Origin of the sequence: Streptomyces sp. NRRL S-1813 (genome assembly GCF_000719605.1) — a bacterium.
GTDB classification, from domain to species: domain Bacteria; phylum Actinomycetota; class Actinomycetes; order Streptomycetales; family Streptomycetaceae; genus Streptomyces; species Streptomyces decoyicus.
Genome location: NZ_JOHB01000030.1, coordinates 71,436 through 92,330, shown reverse-complemented (window position 1 = coordinate 92,330; position 20,895 = coordinate 71,436). Strand labels below are relative to the sequence as shown.

General features: G+C 70.8%; 21 protein-coding genes and 1 pseudogene. 12 read left to right on the top strand and 10 right to left on the bottom strand.

What is annotated here, in order from left to right; genetic code table 11:
* The first annotated feature begins 314 nt into the window (after positions 1 to 314).
* A complete protein-coding gene (locus tag IF67_RS0130975; RefSeq protein WP_030991272.1) occupies positions 315 to 761 on the top strand; it encodes a PPOX class F420-dependent oxidoreductase in 447 nt (148 codons plus the stop codon).
* Between the two features lie 104 nt (positions 762 to 865).
* On the opposite strand, the gene IF67_RS0130970 is transcribed toward IF67_RS0130975, so the two are convergent.
* Positions 866 to 1,861, bottom strand: a complete 996-nt coding sequence (locus tag IF67_RS0130970; protein WP_030991270.1) for a membrane protein — start codon at positions 1,859 to 1,861, stop codon at positions 866 to 868.
* Between the two features lie 155 nt (positions 1,862 to 2,016).
* Between IF67_RS0130970 and IF67_RS0130965 the strand changes: the two genes are divergently transcribed.
* Positions 2,017 to 2,721 carry a GDSL-type esterase/lipase family protein gene (locus IF67_RS0130965; RefSeq protein ID WP_030991269.1) on the top strand — a complete coding sequence of 235 codons (705 nt, stop codon included), beginning with the start codon at positions 2,017 to 2,019 and terminating at the stop codon, positions 2,719 to 2,721.
* 48 nt (positions 2,722 to 2,769) lie between these two features.
* Here IF67_RS0130965 and IF67_RS0130960 read toward each other — a convergent pair whose 3' ends face one another.
* A complete protein-coding gene (locus IF67_RS0130960; protein WP_234341439.1) occupies positions 2,770 to 3,117 on the bottom strand; it encodes a hypothetical protein in 348 nt (115 codons plus the stop codon).
* Here IF67_RS0130960 and IF67_RS0130955 point away from each other — a divergent pair.
* Positions 3,029 to 3,661: an MFS transporter gene (locus IF67_RS0130955; protein ID WP_078889730.1), complete on the top strand. Its 633-nt coding sequence runs from the start codon at positions 3,029 to 3,031 to the stop codon at positions 3,659 to 3,661. The genes IF67_RS0130960 and IF67_RS0130955 overlap by 89 nt on opposite strands.
* Before the next feature lie 140 nt (positions 3,662 to 3,801).
* Positions 3,802 to 3,954: pseudogene (locus tag IF67_RS43280) on the top strand (aldo/keto reductase); the annotation flags it as partial.
* A gap of 133 nt (positions 3,955 to 4,087) precedes the next feature.
* On the opposite strand, the gene IF67_RS0130945 reads toward IF67_RS43280, so the two are convergent.
* The 5 genes from IF67_RS0130945 to IF67_RS0130915 form a co-directional block, all read right to left on the bottom strand.
* Complete coding sequence (locus IF67_RS0130945) at positions 4,088 to 5,077, bottom strand: aldo/keto reductase (protein ID WP_030991265.1); 990 nt, start codon at positions 5,075 to 5,077, stop codon at positions 4,088 to 4,090.
* A gap of 663 nt (positions 5,078 to 5,740) precedes the next feature.
* Positions 5,741 to 6,265, bottom strand: coding sequence for an AAA family ATPase (locus IF67_RS0130935; RefSeq protein WP_030991262.1), 525 nt, complete (start codon positions 6,263 to 6,265; stop codon positions 5,741 to 5,743).
* 610 nt (positions 6,266 to 6,875) lie between these two features.
* The gene (gene thpR, locus IF67_RS0130925; RefSeq protein WP_030991260.1) at positions 6,876 to 7,445 is read right to left on the bottom strand and encodes an RNA 2',3'-cyclic phosphodiesterase; all 570 of its coding nucleotides are present in this window, start codon (positions 7,443 to 7,445) and stop codon (positions 6,876 to 6,878) included.
* Between the two features lie 125 nt (positions 7,446 to 7,570).
* Positions 7,571 to 9,001, bottom strand: a complete 1,431-nt coding sequence (locus tag IF67_RS0130920; protein WP_030991258.1) for an MFS transporter — start codon at positions 8,999 to 9,001, stop codon at positions 7,571 to 7,573.
* A 28-nt stretch (positions 9,002 to 9,029) separates the two neighbouring features.
* The gene (locus tag IF67_RS0130915; RefSeq protein ID WP_030086370.1) at positions 9,030 to 9,494 is read right to left on the bottom strand and encodes a MarR family winged helix-turn-helix transcriptional regulator; all 465 of its coding nucleotides are present in this window, start codon (positions 9,492 to 9,494) and stop codon (positions 9,030 to 9,032) included.
* A gap of 130 nt (positions 9,495 to 9,624) precedes the next feature.
* Between IF67_RS0130915 and IF67_RS0130910 the strand changes: the two genes are divergently transcribed.
* Entirely contained in the window at positions 9,625 to 9,816 is a 192-nt protein-coding gene (locus tag IF67_RS0130910) for a ribbon-helix-helix protein, CopG family (RefSeq protein WP_030991256.1), read from the top strand.
* Here the strand turns inward: IF67_RS0130910 and IF67_RS0130905 are convergent.
* A complete protein-coding gene (locus IF67_RS0130905) occupies positions 9,809 to 11,281 on the bottom strand; it encodes an NCS2 family permease (protein ID WP_030991254.1) in 1,473 nt (490 codons plus the stop codon). The genes IF67_RS0130910 and IF67_RS0130905 overlap by 8 nt on opposite strands.
* A gap of 295 nt (positions 11,282 to 11,576) precedes the next feature.
* Between IF67_RS0130905 and IF67_RS0130900 the strand changes: the two genes are divergently transcribed.
* The 4 genes from IF67_RS0130900 to IF67_RS0130885 all read left to right on the top strand — a co-directional run bounded on the left by IF67_RS0130900 (position 11,577) and on the right by IF67_RS0130885 (position 14,922).
* Positions 11,577 to 11,846 carry a DUF2530 domain-containing protein gene (locus IF67_RS0130900; protein WP_030991253.1) on the top strand — a complete coding sequence of 90 codons (270 nt, stop codon included), beginning with the start codon at positions 11,577 to 11,579 and terminating at the stop codon, positions 11,844 to 11,846.
* A 66-nt stretch (positions 11,847 to 11,912) separates the two neighbouring features.
* Complete coding sequence (locus IF67_RS0130895; protein WP_030991251.1) at positions 11,913 to 14,327, top strand: cation-translocating P-type ATPase; 2,415 nt, start codon at positions 11,913 to 11,915, stop codon at positions 14,325 to 14,327.
* Between the two features lie 72 nt (positions 14,328 to 14,399).
* Entirely contained in the window at positions 14,400 to 14,591 is a 192-nt protein-coding gene (locus IF67_RS0130890; protein ID WP_030991250.1) for a hypothetical protein, read from the top strand.
* 148 nt (positions 14,592 to 14,739) lie between these two features.
* Complete coding sequence (locus IF67_RS0130885; protein ID WP_030991249.1) at positions 14,740 to 14,922, top strand: hypothetical protein; 183 nt, start codon at positions 14,740 to 14,742, stop codon at positions 14,920 to 14,922.
* 47 nt (positions 14,923 to 14,969) lie between these two features.
* On the opposite strand, the gene IF67_RS0130880 is transcribed toward IF67_RS0130885, so the two are convergent.
* Positions 14,970 to 15,296 carry a hypothetical protein gene (locus IF67_RS0130880; protein ID WP_051818773.1) on the bottom strand — a complete coding sequence of 109 codons (327 nt, stop codon included), beginning with the start codon at positions 15,294 to 15,296 and terminating at the stop codon, positions 14,970 to 14,972.
* A gap of 163 nt (positions 15,297 to 15,459) precedes the next feature.
* Between IF67_RS0130880 and IF67_RS0130875 the strand changes: the two genes are divergently transcribed.
* The 3 genes from IF67_RS0130875 to IF67_RS0130865 are packed head-to-tail and all read left to right on the top strand — an operon-like array spanning position 15,460 to position 17,080.
* On the top strand, positions 15,460 to 16,299 hold the full coding sequence (locus IF67_RS0130875) for a helix-turn-helix domain-containing protein (protein WP_030991247.1): 840 nt from the start codon (positions 15,460 to 15,462) through the stop codon (positions 16,297 to 16,299).
* On the top strand, positions 16,283 to 16,498 hold the full coding sequence (locus IF67_RS0130870; protein ID WP_030991246.1) for a DUF397 domain-containing protein: 216 nt from the start codon (positions 16,283 to 16,285) through the stop codon (positions 16,496 to 16,498). The genes IF67_RS0130875 and IF67_RS0130870 overlap by 17 nt, the downstream gene beginning before the upstream one ends.
* Before the next feature lie 60 nt (positions 16,499 to 16,558).
* Positions 16,559 to 17,080 carry a DUF6879 family protein gene (locus IF67_RS0130865; RefSeq protein ID WP_030991244.1) on the top strand — a complete coding sequence of 174 codons (522 nt, stop codon included), beginning with the start codon at positions 16,559 to 16,561 and terminating at the stop codon, positions 17,078 to 17,080.
* Between the two features lie 87 nt (positions 17,081 to 17,167).
* Here the strand turns inward: IF67_RS0130865 and IF67_RS0130860 are convergent, their stop codons facing one another.
* Positions 17,168 to 20,377 (bottom strand): sacsin N-terminal ATP-binding-like domain-containing protein, encoded by a 3,210-nt coding sequence (locus IF67_RS0130860; RefSeq protein ID WP_420708729.1) that lies wholly within the window; start codon positions 20,375 to 20,377, stop codon positions 17,168 to 17,170.
* Positions 20,378 to 20,895 lie beyond the last annotated feature (518 nt).

Below are 20,895 nucleotides of genomic sequence, written 5' to 3'. Positions count from 1 at the left end.
ACCGCAAGCTCGGCCGCAACCAGCTGCGCATCGCGATGTTCCCGGCCATCGACCCGACGGACATCGAGGCCCTCACCGCCTGCGTCGACTACGTCATCGGCAAGCTGTGACCGTCTGACGGCACCCCGCACCACCCCAGGCCCCGGCGGACAACCGCCGGGGCCTGTGCGTTGCTTCGCCACCTGCCGACCGGTTCCGGAACGTTCACCACCACTCGCACCGCCCGCACCACCCTCGCCCCCTCGCCCCCCGTACCGCCCGAACGGACGCACCATGATGTGACGAAACAGGCCGGATATGCCTGTATGGGAGCCATGACGAATCCCCCGAGCCCCGGCCTCGCCCCCTTCGAGCGGCAAGGGGCGATTTTGCTGACCACATACAAGCGGGACGGCACGGGCGTGGGCACGCCGATGAACATCGCCGTCGACGGCGACCACGCCTACCTCCGTACGTACAGCAGCGCCTGGAAGGCCAAGCGGATGCGGAACTTCCCCGACGTGGAGATCTGCGCCTCCACCTGGCGGGGCAGCCCCACCGGGCCCACCGTGCAGGCACGGGTGCGGCTGCTGGACCCGCAGACCAGGGAGTACCGGCGGGCCGAGCGCTCACTGACCCGGAAATACCCCCTGATCCACGGCCTGTTCGTGCCGCTGGTGCACCGGCTGAGGAAGGAGCGGACGCTGCACTACGAGCTGCGGCTGACCGAGGGCGACGCGGACGGGAAGCGGCCGGCGGAGGGTACGGGGCTCGGGGCCTAGCCTCCCGGTCGGCGGCCGGTCGGCCTCCCGCGGCCCTCACGACCCTGACCCGCCGGACAGGCCCCAGCGCCGCCGGACAGGCCCCAGCGGCCGGCGGACGCGCCCTACCGCCGCCGCAACAGCCTCCGCAGCCCGACGATCAGCGCCGTGGCAACGGCGAGGACCATCGCCCCCTTGATGAAGCTGGGGTCCAGATCCGTCCCCGAACTCCCCTTTTCGCCCTGGCCGTTGGCGCCGTCGCCGTTCGCCGGGTCGTCCTTCGCCGTGTCCGGAAGCTGCTCGTCGCTCAGGCCGACCGGTTTGACCTCGCTGTCGCTGCCCTCCGAGCCGTACATCAGGGTGCGGCCGTCGGGGGCGAAGGAGACCGATTCGCCCTGCTGTTGGACCGGTACGCCCACGCTGCCGAGGTCCTTCGGGCGGCCGTCCTGCCAGCGGTAGATCCGGGCGCCGAAGTAGCTGCGCATCACCAGACGGGTGCCGTCGGGGGAGAACGCACCGTCGGTCGCCCACAGATCGATCGGCGCGACCTTGCGGAAGACGTTGGCACCGGCGGTGGTGAGCCGCTGCGGGCCCTCGTAGAGGGCGCCACCGCCGTTCTGCTTCTTGCTGGCGATATAGACCCGGCCGGTCCTGGGGTGCACCATCAGCGCCTCGGCGTCCCGCGGCCCGTCCGCGTACTTCACGTCGAACTGGGTCGCCGTGACGGTGGCGTCGCGCAGCTTCTTCGGCTCCGGGAAGCGGTAGATCCAGACGTGGTTCCACGTGCCGCCGAGGTTGTCGCCGATGTCGCCGGCGTAGACATTGCCGTCCGGGCCGATCGAGATCGCCTCGACATCGCGCGGTGTGCCGATGCCGCGCAGCGTGATCCTGGCGACCGTACGGCCGGACCTGCCGTCGACGGCGTAGACGTACGGGCCGTCGTCGCTGTCGTTGTGGGTCCAGTAGATGCCGGGGTGCTTCCGGCTGGCGGCCAGACCGCTGGACTCGGTGATCCGGGGATCGCTGATGGTGAAGCCGTCGGGCTCGTCGGCGGCGGCGGGCACCACGGCCGCCGACCACAGGATTCCCGCGGCACCGGCCGCGCACAGAAGCGAACGCATGGGCACAGACTGCCATCCCGGGACGCGGCGCGGGGGCGTCCGCCGCCTCGTCACCTTCGCCCGCACCACAGCAACGCCCCCGTCACCGCACTGCGGGCCGGGGCGTGTCCAGCGTCACGTACCGAGCAGTAGGGGTTCTCGGACATCATGGCCGGATGAGGATCATGTTCGTCGGTGACTCGATGACCATTGGGAGCACCGGCGATTTCACGTGGCGCTACCGGATGTGGCAGCACCTGAACGCGACGTTCGACGGCCCGTACCGCATCGTCGGACCGCGCCACACGCTCCATGACCCCGCCGAGGGCGCCCCCACCTCGTCCGCCTACGCCGATCCCGGCTTCCCCGACGAGGCCCGCCGCCATCTCGCCGGCTGGGGCGAGGGCTGGCTGCACATGGCGCCGCTGATCGGTGACATGGTGCGCCGCCACGACGCCGACACCCTGCTCGTCTCGCTCGGCCTGATCGACCTCGGCTTCTACACGAACGCCGAGCAGACCGCCGGGAACGTGCGGGAGTTCGTGGCACAGGCGCGGGAGGCGGCGCCGCACATACGGGCCGTGCTGATGCCGGTGATACCCAATGTCCGGGCGGCGGTGGACACCGCGTTCGGCGCGGAATGCGCGCGCTTCAACGAGCTGCTGGCCAAGGCCGTTGCCGATCTCTCCACCCCCGGCTCGCCGTTGCTGCTCGCCTCCGAGCCGGACGGCTGGGAGACCGACCGCGCCACGTATGACGGAACGCATCCGTCGGAGTGGGGGGAGCGGCTGCTGGCGGGGGCGTTCGCCGGGGCGATGCACCAGGCGTGGGGGGTGGGGGCGCCGTACGGGGCGCCGTCCGGGGTGCTGTCGTCCCGCTGACGGTTCCGGGGCGTGTGCCGCGGAGGGTGCCCCTAGGGGAGGCACCCCCTAGGACTGCGTCCATGAGTCGGCCAGGGCGCACAGATCCGCCAGCGCCGCTTCCGTGCGCGCGCGGTCGCCGGTGACCAGGAAGTCGGTCTGGAGGCCCGCGTAGGCGCTGTTGAGGAAGGTGGCGTGCACCCGCGCCGCGTCGGGGGCGAGACCGCGGGCGACGAGGGCCCCGGCGACGAATTCGGCGCGGTCCGCGAGGAACTTCGGGACCCGGCCGCCGAGCCGGCCGGCCGCCGCCAGCCCCTCGATCTCATGGATGAGCCGGGTCGCGCCGAGGTTCCCGGGCTCCAGATGGCGCCGCCAGGAATCCACGCTGCTCGCCGCGGCCGTCGCCGTACTGGGCAACCTGTTGCTCCAGACCTACCTCGCCCCCTTTCTGCACGACCTCTCCGGCGTCACCCCCGCCACGCTCGGCCTGCTGCTGGTACTCACCGGCGTCGCGGGCATCGCGGGCGCACGGGTGGGCGGCACGCTGGTGGACCGCTGGGGCGCCGAGGCCGCCTTCACGACGGCCGCGGTGGTCTTCGCCGCGGCGACCGCCGGGCTCGCCCTCTGCGGGGCGCTACGGCCCGCTGCGCTCGCGCTCGTCGTCCCGCTGCTGGTCATCTGGGCGGCAGCGGCCTGGGCGGTGTCACCCGCCGTACAGACCCGGGTGCTGGCGCTGGCCGGCCCCGAACACGGGCCACAGGCACTCGCGCTCACCAGTAGCGCGGTGTACGTCGGCGCTTCCCTGGGCGGGGCGCTCGGCGGCCGGCTGCTCGCCTCGTACGGACCCGGCGCGCTGCCGGTGGCGGCGGCCTGCTGCGCACCGGCCGCGCTGCTGCTCTTCGCCACGGCCGGACGCCGACGCACGGCCGACGCCTCCGCGGCAGGAGCCTCCACCGCCTGACGGTCGGCGGGGCGCGCTCCGCAGGACGAGCCCCCACCCCGCCGAGCGCACGCCCCTCGCCGGGAACCACGACGAGCCGAACTGCGCCATCCCGCGGGGTCCTTGCTTCGAGGGCGCTCGAAGGCGTTGGCTGGACCACCATGAAGTACATGCAGCTCGGACGCACCGGACTCAAGGTCAGCCGACTCGTCCTCGGAACGATGAACTTCGGGCCTCAGACGGATGAGGCCGAAAGCCACACCATCATGGACGCCGCGCACCATGCGGGCATCAACTTCTTCGACACCGCCAACCAGCAATTTTGACGCCGGACTGCATCGCAGCGTGCCGCCAGCGCGCATGCGGCACACGGAGAGCGCCGACCGCCACCCCCAACTCGCCCTGCACGCAGAGCAGGAGGCAGCGGTCCACATGCAGATTGTTACTTCACCATGCGAACGCTTCGGGGGATGGTCCCGGCCCCGGGAAGATCTCGTCGAGAGCCGCAAGAAGCTCCGCGCCCAGGTCCAGGTCAAGGGCGCGCAGCGCCGAGTCAAGCTGCTCCTGCGTACGCGGGCCGACGATCGGTCCTGTCACGCCGGGACGGGTGAGCAGCCAGGCCAGGGCGGCCTCGCCCGGTTCGATGCCGTGCTTGTCGAGCAGGATCTCGTACGCCTGGATCTGCTCGCGCGTGCGGGCGTCCTTGAGGGCGTCGGCGGCCCGTCCGCTCGCCCGACGCCCCTCTGTGGCCTCCTTCTTGATGACCCCGCCCAGCAGCCCGCCGTGCAGCGGCGACCAGGGGATGACCCCGAGCCCGTAGTCCTGCGCGGCCGGGATGACCTCCATCTCGGCGCGGCGCTCGGCGAGGTTGTAGAGGCACTGCTCGCTGACGAGCCCGACCCGGCCGTGTGTCTTCGCAATCTCGTTGGCCTGGGCGATCTTGTAGCCGGGGAAGTTCGAGGAACCGGCGTACAGGATCTTCCCTTGTTGGATCAGGACGTCGACCGCCTGCCAGATCTCCTCGAACGGCGTCGACCGGTCGATGTGATGGAACTGGTAGACGTCGATGTAGTCGCTCTGGAGCCGCTTGAGGGAAGCGTCCGCGGCGCGGCGGATGTTCACGGCACTGAGCCGGTCATGGTTGGGCCAGGCCGGTCCGTCGGCGCCCATGTTCCCGTAGACCTTGGTGGCCAGGACCGTCTTGTCACGACGCCCGCCGCCCTTGGCGAACCAGGTACCGACGATCTCCTCGGTGCACCCCTTGTTCTCGCCCCACCCGTACACATTTGCAGTGTCAACGAAATTCAGCCCCGCATCGAGCGCCGCATCCATGATGGTGTGGCTGGTGGCTTCATCCGTCTGAGGCCCGAAGTTCATCGTGCCGAGCACGATGCGACTGACCTTGAGCCCGGTACGTCCCAGCTGCGTGTATTCCATGGACGCCCAGCGAACCCCTTCGAGTCCACTCCATGCAAGACGTCCGGACGCTCGCCTCTGATCACGCAATGTGCCCTGTCGGTCGCGGCGGTGACCGACGTATGCCGGCTGCCTGTGCCTCGCCGTGATCTCGCGGGCCCGCTGGTAGCGCAGCCGGCCAGCCGCTCGCGCGGGCGCACAGCCATTCGCCGGCCGCGTCACGGGCCAGCCTTGGCGATGAGGGAAGGGGGTATGCCCCCGAGGCGGGCGGCGGCCCCCTGGTCAATCCGGTGCCGCTGGCACGCTCCGAGCGCCGACGGCCTCACGCCCACCACAACCCTCTCGATCCGTATCGGGGCGAGGGGCGGCTTCGCTACAACCCGAGGGTTCCGCGGCGCCGGCCCCGGCAAATGTCGGACGAGCGGTGGAACCAGTTGTTCGCCGCGCTGCGCTCCAACCGAGACCGGGCGATCGTCGCGCTCGCCATCAGCAACGGCGCCCGGGCCTCAGAACTCCTCGGCATGAAGGGAGTCGATGTGGACTGGGGCGACCAGCTCGTGCGCGTGGTCCGAAAGGGCGCTCAGGCCGAGCAGTGGCTGCCGGCGAGCGCGGAGGCATCTCAGCATGGGAGTAGCCAGTCGACCAGGCTCCCGGGCGGGGCCGGACCAGGGTGGGGCCGGACAGTCACGTGAAAGACGGCCACCGATCGGCGGCCCACTCGGGCCAGCCCGGCCAACCAGGAGGCGGACTGCCGATTTCATGCCCGCCGAGTTCCGCGGCGTTGGGCTCCTGGAACAGTGTCCTCCAGTGCAAGAGGTCCGCCTCGCTCATCGGGAAGGTCTGATCCGAAGTGGTCGACTGGCGATGGGCGATCCGAGCGCATTGGGTCTCATGGTCCACCGGCACGTACACGAGGATGCAGGACGCGCCTACAGACTCCACCAACCAGCGGATCGCGGACCTCTCGTCGCGCGACCAGCATCCGAAATCCAGGACCACGTTCGTACCAAGCCTCAGCGCCTCCAGGGCAAGCGAGAGCAGCCGTCCTTCCAGGACATCGCGCTTCCCGTCCGCTTCCGGCTCACCGAACAGAGGAATCATCCACTCATCAGGCGTCAGCCGAAGCGCGTTGTGCTCCTTGGCCAGCTGCCGAGCCCTTGTGGTCTTTCCGGCCCCCGGCAGGCCGACTGATAGAAACAACGTGGTCACACCCGGATCGTTCATGGAAACCGCGCGGAGGACAACTGCTTTGTCTGCCGAGCTCGGCCAGGGCCGCGTCGCGAGAGCCCTCACATGCCTAGTCCGGAAAAGGACGGCGGGACATGCGCCTCCCCTTCTTCGCGGGGGTGGACCGGCGCCATGTTGCGTACACGCTGCTTGAAGTCCATCGGGATCAGAATCTGAACCCGTCCGACGGGGTGCTGCCACATCCCGTTATGGCCTTCGGCGGACATGAGTTGCGCGACGGTCATCCCCCGGAGCGGCTCGGCGTGGATGACGGCCCGGCCCCGGCCCGAGCCCGGAGGCCTTCGCCTGGTGAGCGGACCGGGCGCCCGGCGGCCGGCTTCGGGGCGCCCGGCACTGGCACCGGCCGCGGCAGCTCTCAGCGCAGCGCCGCCGCCACGACCACGACGACGAGCAGTACGGCGAGCAGGCCGGACATGATCCGGTTACGGGTTTTGGGGTCCACCCTCTGAGCGTAACCGGGGCGGACCCGAACGCTTCAGCGGCCCGGGGTACGGGGCCCGGGGCCCGGATGCACACGGCCCGCGGCCCGGGGGCACACGGCGCGGGGGCACACGGCCACGGGCCGCCGCCCTCAGTGCCCCAGCGGCCAGGACCCCACCGTTTCGTACCGGGGCTGCTTGCCCGCCTCCCCGGCGACCGGGGGATGGCTGCACACCAGCGAGAGCGCATCGACCGTCCAGGAGACACCGGCGAAGTCCTTGAGGGCGCTCGCATACGGGCGGAGGTCCAGGTCGGGGACGCGGTTCCTGGCGAGGGTGAGGTGCGGGGTGTACGGGCGGTGCTGCTCGTCCATGGAGATGCCGGTCCGGCGGCCCGCTGCCGAGGCCGCGTCGGCGAGCATGCGCATGGCGGGGCGGTCGCCGTCCGCCCCGGCCCACACCACCCGGTCCGAGAACCGGCCGCCGCCGGCGATCCGCAGCGCGTAGGGGTCGCGGCGCCGGGCGGCGCGGGCCAGGCGTTCGTGCAGTTCGGGGACGAGCTCGTCGGGCACTTCGCCGTAGAAGGCAAGGGTGTAGTGCCAGCTGTCCCGGCCGGTCCACCGCAGCCGGTCGGCGGCCGGGAGCTTCTTCAACTGCGCCACCTCGGCGGCCAGTTCCTCGAGCGCGGGAGCGGGGGGCAGGACGGCGGCGAAGAGTCTCATGCGGTCAGTGTGGCGCAGGGTTCATGGGGCCAGGCGGACCCCGGCGTTCGCATCGCCACGCCCATGTCCGCGCCGCCGGAGCCCGCCCCCTTGCGCCTACGCCGCCGGAGCCCGCCCTGTTACGCCTACGCCGCCGGCGCCAGGTCCTTCTCCACGGACGGAGCCGTTTCGGGGACCCGGGGCACGAAGGCGACGTGCTGATGGCCGCGGCGCAGGTCGATCTTGAGGCGCAGACCGCCCACCCTGGCGAGGATCAGACCGATGACGGCCGCGGAGACCATGGAGACCACGCCGCCGGCCAGGAAGCCGATCCGGGCGCCGAAGGCGTCCGTGATCCAGCCGACAACCGGCGCGCCGAGCGGGGTGCCGCCCACGAAGACCATCATGAACAGGCTCATCACCCGGCCGCGCATGAGCGGATCGGTGGCCATCTGGATGCTCGAATTGGCGGTGACGTTGATCGTCAGGCCGACCATGCCGATCGGGGCGAGCAGCGCCGCGAAGATCCAGAACGACGGGGCGAGCGCGGCCGCGATCTCCAGGGCGCCGAAGAGGATCGCCGCGCCCACCAGCAGCCGCAGCCGGGAGGTGGCGCGGCGGGCCGCAAGCAGCGCGCCGATCAGCGAACCGGCTGCCATCAGCCCGTTGAACAGGGAGTACGTGCCCGCGCCCTGGTGGTAGACGTGGTAGACGAACGCGGTCAGCCAGATCGGGAAGTTGAAGCCGAAGGTCCCGATGAAGCCGACCAGCACGATGGGCCAGATCAGGTCGGGGCGCCCGGACACGTACCGCAGTCCCTCCCGCAGCTGGCCCTTGCTGCGCGGGACCCGGTCGACCTTGTGGAGCTCGGCGGTCCGCATCATCAGCAGGCCGGCGACCGGGGCGATGAAGGAGAGTCCGTTGAGCAGGAAGGCCCAGCCGCTGCCGAAGGCGGTGATCAGGACACCGGCGACGGCGGGCCCGATCAGCCGTGCGGACTGGAAGTTGGCGGAGTTGAGGCTGACGGCGTTGCGCAGCTCGTCCTGGCCGACCATTTCGGAGACGAAGGCCTGCCGGGACGGGTTGTCGAGGACGGTGACCAGGCCGAGGACGAAAGCGACCAGGTAGACGTGCCAGACCTGCACATGGCCGCTCAGCGTGAGCACGGCGAGGGCGAGGCCGGTCAGGCCCATGGCGGACTGGGTGAACAGGAGCAGCTTGCGTTTGCCGAAGCGGTCGGCGATGACGCCGCCGTAGAGCCCGAAGAGCAGCATCGGCAGGAACTGGAGCGCGGTGGTGATGCCGACCGCGCCGGAGGAGCCGGTGAGGCTGAGCACCAGCCAGTCCTGGGCGATGCGCTGCATCCAGGTGCCCGTGTTGGACACCACCTGGCCGGTGGCGAAGAGGCGGTAGTTGCGTATGCGTAGGGAGCTGAACGTGCCCTTGCGCGGTGTGGCGGCGGAGCCTGCGGCGACACCCGGGGCGGTGCCCGGAGTGGTCGCGGTCGCGTCGTCGGAAACCGTGTCTTCTTGGGAGTTCGGTGCGGGGGCGGAGTGTGCTCCGGATCCCGTACTCAAAGTGGGTTCGCCTCCTCGGCCTCGGGTTCTACAACTGTGCGAGTTTCTCCAGCACGGGCGCGGCGGCCCGCACCTTCGCCCACTCGTCCTCGTCCAGCCCGGAGGCCAGCTCGGCGAGCCAGGCGTTGCGCTTGCGGCGGCTCTCCTCGAGCATCGCCTCGGCCTGTTCGGTCTGCGTGACGACCTTCTGGCGGCGGTCGTCGGGGTGCGGTTCGAGCCGGACCAGCCCCTTGGCCTCCAGCATGGCCACGATGCGCGTCATCGACGGCGGCTGCACATGCTCCTTGCGGGCCAGCTCGCCGGGGGTGGCATGGCCGCACCGGGCGAGGGTGCCGAGCACCGACATCTCGGTGGGGCTCAGCGATTCGTCGACCCGCTGGTGCTTGAGGCGGCGCGACAGGCGCATCACGGCGGACCGCAGAGCGTTCACCGCTGCTGCGTCGTCTGGGGGCACCTCCCGGCCGTCAGGCAGGGGGCGGGACAGTTCCGGCATGGTCTTTAGCATAACTCATTACCCTTTCTAAGGAAAGCCAAGGGGTGTCGCCCGTCGGGGTTCACCCATACGAGTGAGGACGCCGTCGAAAGTGACGCGCCTGACCGCGCACGGACGCGACCGTGTCCGTATGGGATCGCAAGTGCTCAGCCTGCGCGTGGACGGGGAGCTGCTGGAGCGCATTCGGCAGCACGCCGCAAAACGCGGAATGAGCGTCCAGGACTATGTGGTCCGGACGCTCATCCGCGAGGACTTCGACGAGCGCTTCCAGTCGTCTCTCGACGAGACGGAGAAGCTGGGGGTGCGCTGGCCCGTTACTTGACCCCGAGCGCCTGCTCGATCGGGTCGAGCAGGAAGTAGACCAGGAAGCAGAAGCCGACCGCGTTCAGCAGCCAGGGGATCTCCTTGACCCTGCCGGTCGCCGAGCGCAGCAGGATGAAGGCCAGGACGCCGATCCCGATGCCGTTGGTGATGCTGTAGGTGAACGGCATCGAGACCATCGTCAGGAACGCGGGGATGCCGATGGTGGGGTCGCCCCAGTCGATGTCCCGCACGTTCGAGGCCATGATCAGGAAGCCGACGACCACCAGCGCGGGCGTCGCGGCCTGCGAGGGGACGACGGTCGCCAGCGGCGTGAAGATCAGCGCGAGCAGGAAGAGGCCACCGGTCATCAGGTTGGCGAGACCGGTACGGGCACCCTCGCCGACACCCGCCGTGGATTCCACGAAGCAGGTGTTGGCGGAGGCGGAGCCGAAGCCGCCGCCCGCGACCGCGATGCCGTCGACCATGAGGATCCGGCCCATGTTCGGCAGCTGGCCGGTCTCGTTGTTCAGCAGCCCGGCCTCCTCGCCGACGCCGATGATGGTGCCCATCGCGTCGAAGAAGCCGGAGAGCAGCACGGTGAAGACGAACAGGCAGCCGGTCAGCACGCCGACTTCCTTGAAGCCGCCGAAGAGACTGATCTGACCGATCAGACCGAAGTCCGGGGTGTCGACGATCTTGTCCGGGACGTTCGGCACCGCCAGGCCCCAGGACGCGTCCGGGATCTGGACGAGGGCGTTGATGCCGATGGCGACCACGGCCATGGTGACCATGCCGATCAGGATCGCGCCTCTGACCTTCCGCACGATCAGCACGAACATCAGCACCAGGCCGAGCACGAAGACCAGCACCGGCCAGCCCTTGAGCTGTCCGCCCTGGCCCAGGCTCATCGGGACGGTGGTGTGCGCGGCGTCCGGGTTACGCGTCACGAAGCCGGCGTCGACCAGGCCGATCAGCGAGATGAACAGGCCGATGCCGATGGCGATGGCCCGCCGCAGCCCGTTGGGGATCGCGTCCATCACCCGCTGCCGCAGACCCGAGGCGACCAGGAGCATCAGCACCAGACCGGCGAGCACGACCATGCCCATCGCGTCCGGCCAGCTCATCTTGGGCGCGAGTTGCAGGGAGACCACGGCGTTGATGCCCAGGCCCGCGGCGATCGCGATCGGGACATTGCCGATGAGGCCCATCAGCACCGTGCTCAGACCGGCCATCAGTGCGGTGGCGGTGACCAGCTGGGCGTTGTCGAGGTGGTGGCCGAATTTATCGACACCGGCACCGAGGATGATCGGGTTCAGCACGATGATGTAGGCCATCGCGAAGAAGGTCGCCAGACCGCCGCGGAGTTCGCGGCCGACTGTCGACCCCCGCTCGGAGATCTTGAAGAAGCGGTCGAAACCGTTCTTGGGAGGCTTCGGACCCGGGTTCTTGAGGGTGTCGACCGGCGGGGTGGCCGAGGGGGGCATGCGGGGACCTCAGTCGGACAGGCCTGGGCAGGCGCGGGGGCCCGAGGGCCCGGAACACGAACATAAACAGAAACAACTGGATCAGGTTGGATGAAAAGACGAGCCAAACCAGCCGTATCCAGAAAGGTTCAGTATGAATAAACAATGCGTTGATCGCTATCTCCGCGCGTAGACCCTTGTGGCGTACGGCCCACACCGCCCGCCCCGCCCTCTCCGGCCCCCGACGGCCGCTTGCCTGTCCCCCTGCCCACCGCCGCCCGCAGCTCCCGCACACCCTCCCCGTAAGCTGACCCCTATGTGGAAGAAGTCCGAACTGCGCGAGGCCCCGGCGCCTCTCGAGGGCCCCGTCGTCGGCACGATCATCGGCGGCACCGTCATCTGGTTCGTGCTCTTCCTCGGTCAGCTCCCCTTCTACGGCTGGTTCGCCGATCACGGCCACACCTGGTGGGTGTGGACCTGCCTGGCCGGCGGCGGCCTCGGGCTGGTGGGCATCTGGTACGTACGGGCCCGGGAAGCCGCGATCAAGCGCGCCGCGGCGAGCGACCAGCCCGCCGACCAGCTCTGAGGCATACCGCCCACCACCCGCCCACCCAGCGGGTGAAGTGCGCATTCCGCCCGTAACGTCGGGGGCATGACGGAGCGGGCGAGGGCCGAAGCCGAGCACTCCGGACCGGGCGGCGAGCCGGCCGGACGGACCGCTCAGGAACCGGTCAACCCCGGGCTGACCGCCGCCGAGGTCGCGGAGCGCGTCACCCGTGGCGAGGTCAACGACGTCCCCGTACGGTCCTCCCGCTCGGCCACGGAGATCGTCCGCGCCAACGTCCTCACCCGCTTCAACGCCATCATCGGCGTGCTCTTCGTGATCATCCTGATCGTCGGCCCGATCCAGGACGGCCTGTTCGGCTTCGTCATCGTCGCCAACACCGGCATCGGCATCGTCCAGGAGCTGCGCGCCAAGAAGACGCTGGACGCGCTGGCGGTCATCGGCGAGTCGCGGCCCCTGGTCCGGCGCGACGGGGCCGCCGCCGAGATCCCCGCCTCCGACGTGGTCCTCGGTGATGTCCTCGAACTCGGGCCCGGCGACAAGATCATCGTCGATGGCGAGGTGCTGGAGAGCGACGGCCTGGAGGTCGACGAGTCGCTGCTGACCGGCGAGGCCGATCCGGTCCTCAAGAAGCCCGGTGACCGGATGATGTCCGGCAGCTTCGTCGTCGCGGGCAGCGGCGCCTTCACCGCGACCAAGGTCGGCCGGCAGGCGTACGCGGCCCAGCTCGCCGAGGAGGCCAGCCGCTTCACCCTGGTCCACTCCGAGCTGCGGAGCGGCATCAGCCGGATCCTCAAGTACGTGACCTGGATGATGATCCCGACCGCGATCGGCCTCATCCTCAGCCATCTGCTCACCCTCGGGCTGCCGGGCGACGAGGCGATCCGCCGGATGGTCGCCGGCATCGTGCCGATGATCCCCGAGGGCCTGGTGCTGCTCACCTCCGTCGCCTTCGCGATCGGTGTCATCCGGCTCGGCCGCCGGCAGTGCCTGGTCCAGGAGCTGCCCGCCATCGAGGGGCTGGCCCGCGTCGATGTGGTGTGCCTGGACAAGACCGGCACCCTCACCGAGGGCGGGATGGACGTCAACGGTCTGCGCGCCCTCGACGGCGACGAGGCGTACGTCAAGGAGGTGCTGGGCGCGCTCGGCGGGTGCGATCCGCGGCCCAATGCCTCCCTCCAGGCGATCATCGACGCGTATCCGGCGGACGACGCCTGGCGCTGCACCCGGGCGCTGCCGTTCTCCTCCGCCCGCAAATACAGCGGCGCCGCCCTCAACGGCCCGGACGGCGAGAGCACCACCTGGCTGCTCGGCGCCCCGGACGTCCTGCTGCCGCCCGGCGACCACCGCCTCTCCGAGATCGACGGCCTCAACGCCCAGGGCCTGCGCGTCCTGCTGCTGGCCCGCGCCGCACGGGAGCTGGACGACCCCGAGGTCATACGGAGCCTGCGGCCCACCGCGCTGGTCGTCCTGGAGCAGCGGCTGCGCCCGGATGCCCCCGACACCCTGCGCTACTTCGCGGAACAGGGCGTCCGGGCCAAGGTGATCTCCGGCGACAACGCGGTGTCGGTCGGCGCGGTGGCCGGCAAGCTGGGGCTGCCGGGCGCGGACGACCCGGTGGACGCGCGCGAACTGCCCGGCGACCGGGACGCGATGGCGGCGATGTCCGAAGAGGCCGCGGTCTTCGGCCGGGTCACCCCGCAGCAGAAGCGGGAGATGGTCGCGGCCCTCCAGTCCCGTGGCCACACCGTCGCGATGACCGGTGACGGCGTCAATGACGTACTCGCCCTCAAGGACGCCGACATCGGCGTCGCCATGGGCTCCGGCTCCGAGGCGACCCGCGCCGTCGCCCAGATCGTCCTGCTCAACAACAGCTTCGCCACACTCCCCTCGGTCGTCGCCGAGGGCCGCCGGGTCATCGGCAACATCACCCGTGTCGCCACCCTCTTCCTCACCAAGACCGTCTACTCCGTCCTGCTGGCGATCCTGGTGGCCTGCTGCCAGATCCCCTACCCGTACCTGCCGCGGCACCTGACCCTGCTCTCCACCCTGACCATCGGCATCCCCGCGTTCTTCCTCGCCCTGGCCCCCAACAAGGAGCGCGCCGAACCGCACTTCGTCCGCCGGGTGATGCGCTACGCCGTGCCGTCCGGCCTGATCACGGGCCTCGCCGCCTTCACCACCTACCTGCTTGCCCGCGGCTACTACACCGGCCCGGGCGCCCTGCCCGCCGAGACCAGCGCGGCCACCCTGACGCTCTTCCTCGCCGCGATGTGGGTCCTGGCGATCATCGCCCGCCCCTACACCTGGTGGCGGATCGCCCTGGTCCTGGCGATGGGCCTCGCCTTCCTCGCGGTCCTCGCCACCCCCTGGCTACAGACGTTCTTCGACCTGCGCCTGGTCGGAACGACGATGCCGTGGGCGGCCGTCGCCATCGCGGTGGTGGCGGCGGTGCTGCTGGAGGTCACCTGGCGATGGGTGGGACGGCGGTTCCCGGCCTGACGTCCGCCTCCCGTCCACCACCTACGCCCCGGCATCGCGACGCCCACCCCGCCTCCCCTAGAGTCCGTGCCCATGACATTCCACTCGGGAGCCCGCGCATTCGAGCTGCTGGCCCGCTCGCATCACCGCTCCAGCCACTACGGCGGCCACTACGACTCCCACTCCTCCGGCGTCTCGTTCGCCGGCGCGTGGTGGATGATCCCGGTCGGCGTCGTGCTCGGGGTCGCCTGGGTATTCGTGAAGCGGCGGCTGCACTCCAGGTGAGCGCCGGCCGCGGCGCGCATCGTGCGCCACCGGGCTGAGGAGACACCCGCGCTCCCCCGCTCCCCCGCTCCACGGCGGCACTGAGCGGCCGAAGAGAACCTGCCCGGCCGATACCCCGGGCACTGTTGCCGTACTACGCTCCTGCCCCATGACATCCCACGGGGACCTGGCGTACCGGGTGCTGGCGAGCTCGCACCGTCACTACCACCACCACACCGGCCACTACGGCGGCACCGGCGACGGCACCCTCGACTGGTGGGTGTGGCCCCTCCTCGCCCTCTCCGCCATCGTCGTCATCTGGAGCCTCGTCAAGAGATTCCGCTCGAACTGACCCCCGCGGTGCGCGTCGCGTTCACGCCCCCGCGGTGCACGTCGCGTTCACGCCCCCGACGCGGCCAACCGAGCCCCCCGGCTCTCCGCGACGCGCCGCACATCCCGCAGCGCATCGGCCAACCCCCGGGCGAGGAACCTCAGCTCGCGACTGGTGACCTGACGGCCGCCGAGCATGTCCTCCGCGTGACCGAGAATGCCGTCCGCCATGCCGAGCTGGACGCCCTCGATCTCGTCAGCGACCCGGGAGACGTACCCGCCGCCCTCCCCCACGAGATAACAGGGCTTGCCGTCGGGACCCGACCAGGGCAGCAGCCGTACGGGGCCGTGGTGTTCCTCCGTCACGCCGGAAAGATCCCCGATAGCGTGATTCATGTCGTCGACCTCCACAGGGCTGATGGCCACACCCCCGGACCGTGGCAGCGGTCGCGGGGGCTTTTCGTCCTCACTCAGCATTGCTGACGGAATACGCTGAGTGCACGCCGTACGTGTCACCAAAGTCCGCCCGTGGACAGCGAGTTGAAGGTGTGTTCGAGCAATGGAGCTGAACAACGAGGACGACGACAGGGCCACTCCGCGCTCGGTACTGGGCCGGCGCTTACGCCGCCTGCGGGAGACCGCGGGCCTTTCCCAACGAGCCCTCGCCGACAAGGTCGGTTACCCGCATACGTACCTCAGCCGGGTGGAGCGCGGGGAGCAGTTGCCCTCGGAAGCGCTGGCCGAGGCCCTGGACGCGCACTTCGCCACGGACGGACTCTTCGTCGAGTTACTGTCCATGGCGCAGGATTTGTCGATTCCGGACTACGGGCGTGCGGTACTTCATGGAGAAGCCAAGGCCGCTCGCATTCAGGTATTCGAGAGCAGCCTGATTCCCGGACTCCTGCAAACCGACGATTACGCCCATGCCCTGATTCGGAAATCACTGCCCGGCGAGCACGAAGAACGAGTAAACGAACTGGCCGCAGCACGAATGCGCCGCAAGCGCGTATTCGACAAGGCAGAACCACCCTTCTACTGGGCAATCATGGACGAAGCCGGACTAAGGCGCCCAGTTGGGGGTGCAAAGTGCATGACTGGGCAGATTCACCACATCCTCACGATGGCTCGGTTACCGCACACGTCGATTCAGATTCTGCCCTTCAGGGAGGGAGAACATCCGCTGCTGGCGGGGAGTTTGACCCTGCTCACCCTCAGGAACGGCACGACGACCGGATACGCCGAGAGCTTCGCTTCAGGTGAATCGGTAGAGTCGCCGCGACGCGTCCTCCAGCTCACCCAGCGCTTTGATATTGCTCGCTCTATGGCATTACCGGAGAGCGGATCTCTCGATTTGATCCGCAGTTACCTGAGAGACTACGAAGATGAAGAAGATTCCTGACGCATCTGGTCTGGTCGGCTGGCGCAAGTCCAGCTACAGCAACGGCGAGGGCGCCGCGTGCATCGAGGTCGCCGATGGAATGCCCGGCGCTGTCCCGGTACGCGACTCCAAGAACCCGACCGGTCCCGCGCTGGCCTTCCGTGCGGAGGACTGGTCATCCTTCCTCACCGCCGTCAAGAGCGGAGAGTTCGCAGGCTGAGTCACCGCGCAGGACACCACGGCTCATGGTCCACGATCATCGCCCTACTGGAGGAACCACGTGGAGCTGATCTCCAGCGCCGAGCGCAACCAGCTCTTTGAGAGCTTCGCGCACGACGCCTTCCACCTGGAACTGAGGGACGACTACTCAGTCCCAGCAGAAGAGGGCCCGTACGAGAGTTGGCTCCGAGGGAGCGTCGCCAACTCGTTCATGGTGCCGTGGACACAGCTCATGAAGCGCGTCACCGGCTCCGGGAAGACCGTGCGCCGAGTGCGGGTCGTCACCGAGCCCCATAGCTCCTACATCCAGTGGGAGTACGCGACGGCCCACGTCAACGTAGAGGCCGGCGAGTCCATCCGCTGGCTACCGCGCCACAAGCTGCACGAGGATCTGGTCTTGCCTGTAGAGGGCAATGACTGGTGGCTCTTCGATGACAAGCTCCTGGCCGTGGGGCACTTCGACGACACGGGGAGGGTCCTCGGGTCCGAAGTGACCGATGATCCCGAGACGGTCGCCGCATGCGTCCGCGTGCGGGATCTGCTCTGGGCCTCCGCCGTCCAGCACTCCGCGTACACGCCCTGAGAACCGGTCATGCCGCTCCGCGGCTCGACCGGCGGGCACCGGCCCCCGCCGCAACGCGGCAGGGCCCGGACCCATGGCCGTCCTCCGTCAGTCGAACCACCGCGCCCGCGCCAGCTCCTCGCCCCGTTCCGGGTCCTCCAGGAGGGCGGCGACCTCGAAGCGGCGGGGCCACTGGCCTGCTGCCCAGGCCAGGGCTGCTGCCACGCCCTCCAGGGTGGCGGCGTGGAGCGTGCCGTCCGGTGTGCGGCGCCAGTCCAGTTCCGCGGTGTCGTCGGGGCCGTCGCCGACGAGGAGTTCCTCGTGCTCCAGGTACGCCTCGGGGGTGGCGGCGCCGAGCAGTGCCCGTACGGCGTCCGGCACCTCGTGGCGTACGCCCTCGGAGCGGACCTCGGCGTTGAGCACCTCGCTCAGGCGCCGTACCTGGAGCAGTTCCGCCAGCTCGGCGGCGCGGGCGGGGCGCACCGGCAGCAGGGCGAGGCCGGCGGCCAGCGGCACCAGGTCCGGGGCGTCGGCGACCACCGTCTCCGCCGCGTCGACGACCCGGACCCCTCGGTCGAGCACGGTCCGCAGCTCGTCGGGAAGGGTCACCTGATCGGGGTCGAGGTCCGCCAGCAAGCTGTAGATCGCGTGCAGTTGTGCGGCGCCGACGGGCAGCTCGGGGTCGGCGAGGCGGGTCAGCAGCTCCGCCGCGCCGCCCGGCTCGTCCAGGAGCGCGGCGACGGACGTGCGGACGCCGAGCGCCCGCAGCACCTGCGCATCGACCTCGCCCGCGTCCGCGGACTCGTACAGCCCGGCCAGCAGCGGATCGCCGCCCGCCGAGCGCAGACCGGCGGGACGGCGGCCGTCGAGCACCGGGTGCCCGCGCAGCCACCAGGCGGTGTACGGGCGGACGGATTCGGTGGTGCCGTCGGGGAGCAGCACCCGCACCGGTGCGGTCAGGGCGTCGCGCAGGGGCGGGCGGGAGAGCATGGCCAGCACCTCGGGCCAGGCGTCGTCGTCGACCAGGTCGAGGTCGCGTACCGCCACCAGTTCGGTCACCACCGGCGGTACGGGGGTGTCCGGCAGCGCGTCGAGGATGTCCTCGCACCAGACGTCCACCGCGTCCAGCAGGCCGACGTCGTCGGGTTCGGCGAAGTCCCCGTCCCGCGGCTCCATTTCGTCCGGGTCGAGGACGACATCGGTGGCCCGGACGAGCGCGAAGTCGGCCATGACGCCCACGGACGTCAGCGGCTGCTCGCCCCAGCGCTCGGCCAACTCCGCTTCGCAGGCCGCGAGTTCACCCTCCCGGATGACCCGCTCGAAGGCGCTGCCCGGGTACACCAGCTCGCCCGCGGGCGCCAGCTCGCCGTCCTCGTCGGGCAGCGCGAGCGCTCCGAGCCAGGGCTCGTCCCCCGGCGCGAGGTTGGCGTCCCGGACCAGGCCGAGCACCGTCTCCGCCAGTTCCTCGGCGCCCAGCGGAGCCCCCGCCCCGCCGTCGGTCTCGTCGGCGAAGACGTCGTAGGCGTCCTCGTCCGCGTCCAGGGAGTTCGCCACGGCCGCGCGTACCTGGGGCGTGGTCAGTACGGCGCGAGGCTGGGCCGGGGTGGCGCCCAGCTTCTCCAGCAGCGGGTGCACCGCGTCGGGGTGGGCGACCTTCAGTCCGAGCCGGGCGAGCGTACGGTGCCGGGCCTCGGCGTCCTCGTCGACGCCGCCGGGCAACGGCAGCAGCACCTGCCGTGGCCCGATCGTGGTCCGTACGCCACCGCCCCCGCCGGGCCCCTGGCCCGCCGTGCCCGCCAGCGGCACCGGCAGCCCGCTGAGCCGGTCCGGGTCGGTGCCGGCCAGCGCGTCATAGAGCCGCCACCACCAGCCGGGCGACCGTTCGACGCCGGCCAGCCGGTCGACCATCTCCCCGAGCGGCACCCGGGCCACGCCCAACGCCCGCAGCTCGGGCCGGCGTTCGAGACCGGCCGGCAGCAGGCTCGGGAAGAGCTCGGCCAGCACCCCGACTGTCGCCGCGCCCGCGCCCTCCACCAGCTCGGCATCCACCGGACGCAGCACGAAGCGGTCCACACCGCTGTCGTCCTCGTCCCACTCGCCCGCCGCCGGCACCTCGGGCTCGGCCGGCCGGCCTCCGGGCGCGCCCGCGCTCGGCAGGAAACGCACCCGCGGCAGCAGTTCCAGCACCTGCCGGCGCAGCTCACCGTCCAGACCGCCCTTGCCCAGCGGCCCCGGCACCAGGTCGAGGGTGCCGACCGACACCGGCTGCCAGTCGCCCAGCAGCCCCGCGTAGGTCGCGGCCGCCCGGTCCACCAGGAAGTCGGTCAGCGGGCCCGGTGCGACATGCCGGCGGGTCGGCTCCAGCGGGAACGAGGCGATCAGCAGTGCGGGCAGCCCCAGCGGCTCGTCCGTCGGCGTCGGCGCATGGACCACCGCCGCCGTCCCCGGACGCGCCGGTGCGCCCTCGTCGTCCACCGGCACCGCCCAGGTCACCGACCAGGCCGGCCGCAACCGCTCCTCGACGGGCCGGTCCGCCAGCAGCGCCGGGTCCAGCGGACCACCGTCGCTCGCCACCCGCCACCGGGTGGCACCGCGCTCGCTGTCCTCGATCCGTACGTAGGGGCCGTCCTGGCTCCGCCGCAATTCCCGTACGTGTTCCGGGGTCTCGACCACGACCTCGGACAGCCCCGGCAGGGTCAGCAGCAGCGCCGCGTCGATCCCGTGCAGCAGCCGCTCGGCGAGATCCTGCGCCGCGATGTCCCGCAGCGGCAGCACGACGGCGGTGTCATAGCCCTCGGGCGCCGTGCCCTCCGCGGGCAGCGGCAGCCGCAGCAGCGGCACATGCCCGTCGCGCCGGCGCAACTCGCCGCCCAGGCCGGGGCTGTGCGCCGCGACCTCCTCCGACATCCCCCGTGCCTCGGCCAGCGACCAGCGCACCCCGCCGGTACGGCCCACCAGCGCCGGCTCGTCGCTCACGGACAGCACCGCGGCGAAGCCCACACCGAACCGGCCGACCGCACCGGCCGACACGCTGGCCTCACGCTTCGCGGAGGCACGCAGCGTCGACAGCGACTCGACGCCAGTGGCGTCCAGCGGGGCGCCGGTGTTGGAGGCGACGAGTACGGCGGGCGCGTCGCCATTGGCCGCATGCAGGGTCAGCCGCAGCCTGCCGGTGACGCCGGCCCGAGCCGCCGCGTCCGCCGCGTTCTGCGCCAGCTCCACGGCGAGCCGGTCGCGGTAGCCGCCGAGCGCGAGGTCCTCCTCGGCGTTGGCATCCTCCCGGAACCGGGCCGGCGAGGTGGCCCAGGCATCCAGCACGCCACGCCGCAGTCGGGCCGTCCCGAACGGGTCTCCGGCTGCGCCTCGCACCCACGACGTAGCTGTCACTGTCCGTCTCCCTAAGCGTGTGTCGGTGGGCCGACGGTATCGCCCCACGTCTGCGGGTGCCCCGCCGTGCCTGTTTCCCGCCTTCGGCGGTCGATTTCCCCGCCTTCGGCGGAAGGGGGTGTTCGGGGTGGGGCCCCGGTATGTGGTGGGTGCCGGGTCCGGGGCCTCCGGGGTGGGCCCCACCCCGGTGGAACAGCAGGAGAAAACCAAAGGCCACAAGCCTCAGCTACGCCACGACGCGGCCGAGCTTCCGGTTCTTTCAGAACATCCCCCACCGGGCGGCGGCCGCCCCACCGGGCGGGAGGTGGCGGGCCGGAGGGTCCTGTGTTGTGGACGTAAAGCGAAGCAGTCCACAACACAGGACCCGGAGGCCCGCCACCGGCACCACCACGCACAGCGAGCGGCCCCCGCCCGAACACCCACCACCCCCGCCGGAGGCGACACGCGGC

Coding starts and splice junctions, on each gene's coding strand:
- IF67_RS0130895 (WP_030991251.1), top strand. CDS start 11,913: ATGACGGAGCGGGCGAGGGCCGAAGCCGAGCACTCCGGACCGGGCGGC.
- IF67_RS0130880 (WP_051818773.1), bottom strand. CDS start 15,296: ATGAATCACGCTATCGGGGATCTTTCCGGCGTGACGGAGGAACACCAC.
- IF67_RS0130965 (WP_030991269.1), top strand. CDS start 2,017: ATGAGGATCATGTTCGTCGGTGACTCGATGACCATTGGGAGCACCGGC.
- IF67_RS0130900 (WP_030991253.1), top strand. CDS start 11,577: ATGTGGAAGAAGTCCGAACTGCGCGAGGCCCCGGCGCCTCTCGAGGGC.
- IF67_RS0130910 (WP_030991256.1), top strand. CDS start 9,625: ATGGGATCGCAAGTGCTCAGCCTGCGCGTGGACGGGGAGCTGCTGGAG.
- IF67_RS0130875 (WP_030991247.1), top strand. CDS start 15,460: ATGGAGCTGAACAACGAGGACGACGACAGGGCCACTCCGCGCTCGGTA.
- IF67_RS0130905 (WP_030991254.1), bottom strand. CDS start 11,281: ATGCCCCCCTCGGCCACCCCGCCGGTCGACACCCTCAAGAACCCGGGT.
- IF67_RS0130970 (WP_030991270.1), bottom strand. CDS start 1,861: ATGCGTTCGCTTCTGTGCGCGGCCGGTGCCGCGGGAATCCTGTGGTCG.
- IF67_RS0130870 (WP_030991246.1), top strand. CDS start 16,283: ATGAAGAAGATTCCTGACGCATCTGGTCTGGTCGGCTGGCGCAAGTCC.
- IF67_RS0130885 (WP_030991249.1), top strand. CDS start 14,740: ATGACATCCCACGGGGACCTGGCGTACCGGGTGCTGGCGAGCTCGCAC.
- IF67_RS0130975 (WP_030991272.1), top strand. CDS start 315: ATGACGAATCCCCCGAGCCCCGGCCTCGCCCCCTTCGAGCGGCAAGGG.
- thpR (WP_030991260.1), bottom strand. CDS start 7,445: ATGAGACTCTTCGCCGCCGTCCTGCCCCCCGCTCCCGCGCTCGAGGAA.
- IF67_RS0130915 (WP_030086370.1), bottom strand. CDS start 9,494: ATGCCGGAACTGTCCCGCCCCCTGCCTGACGGCCGGGAGGTGCCCCCA.
- IF67_RS0130955 (WP_078889730.1), top strand. CDS start 3,029: ATGAGCCGGGTCGCGCCGAGGTTCCCGGGCTCCAGATGGCGCCGCCAG.
- IF67_RS0130890 (WP_030991250.1), top strand. CDS start 14,400: ATGACATTCCACTCGGGAGCCCGCGCATTCGAGCTGCTGGCCCGCTCG.
- IF67_RS0130945 (WP_030991265.1), bottom strand. CDS start 5,077: ATGGAATACACGCAGCTGGGACGTACCGGGCTCAAGGTCAGTCGCATC.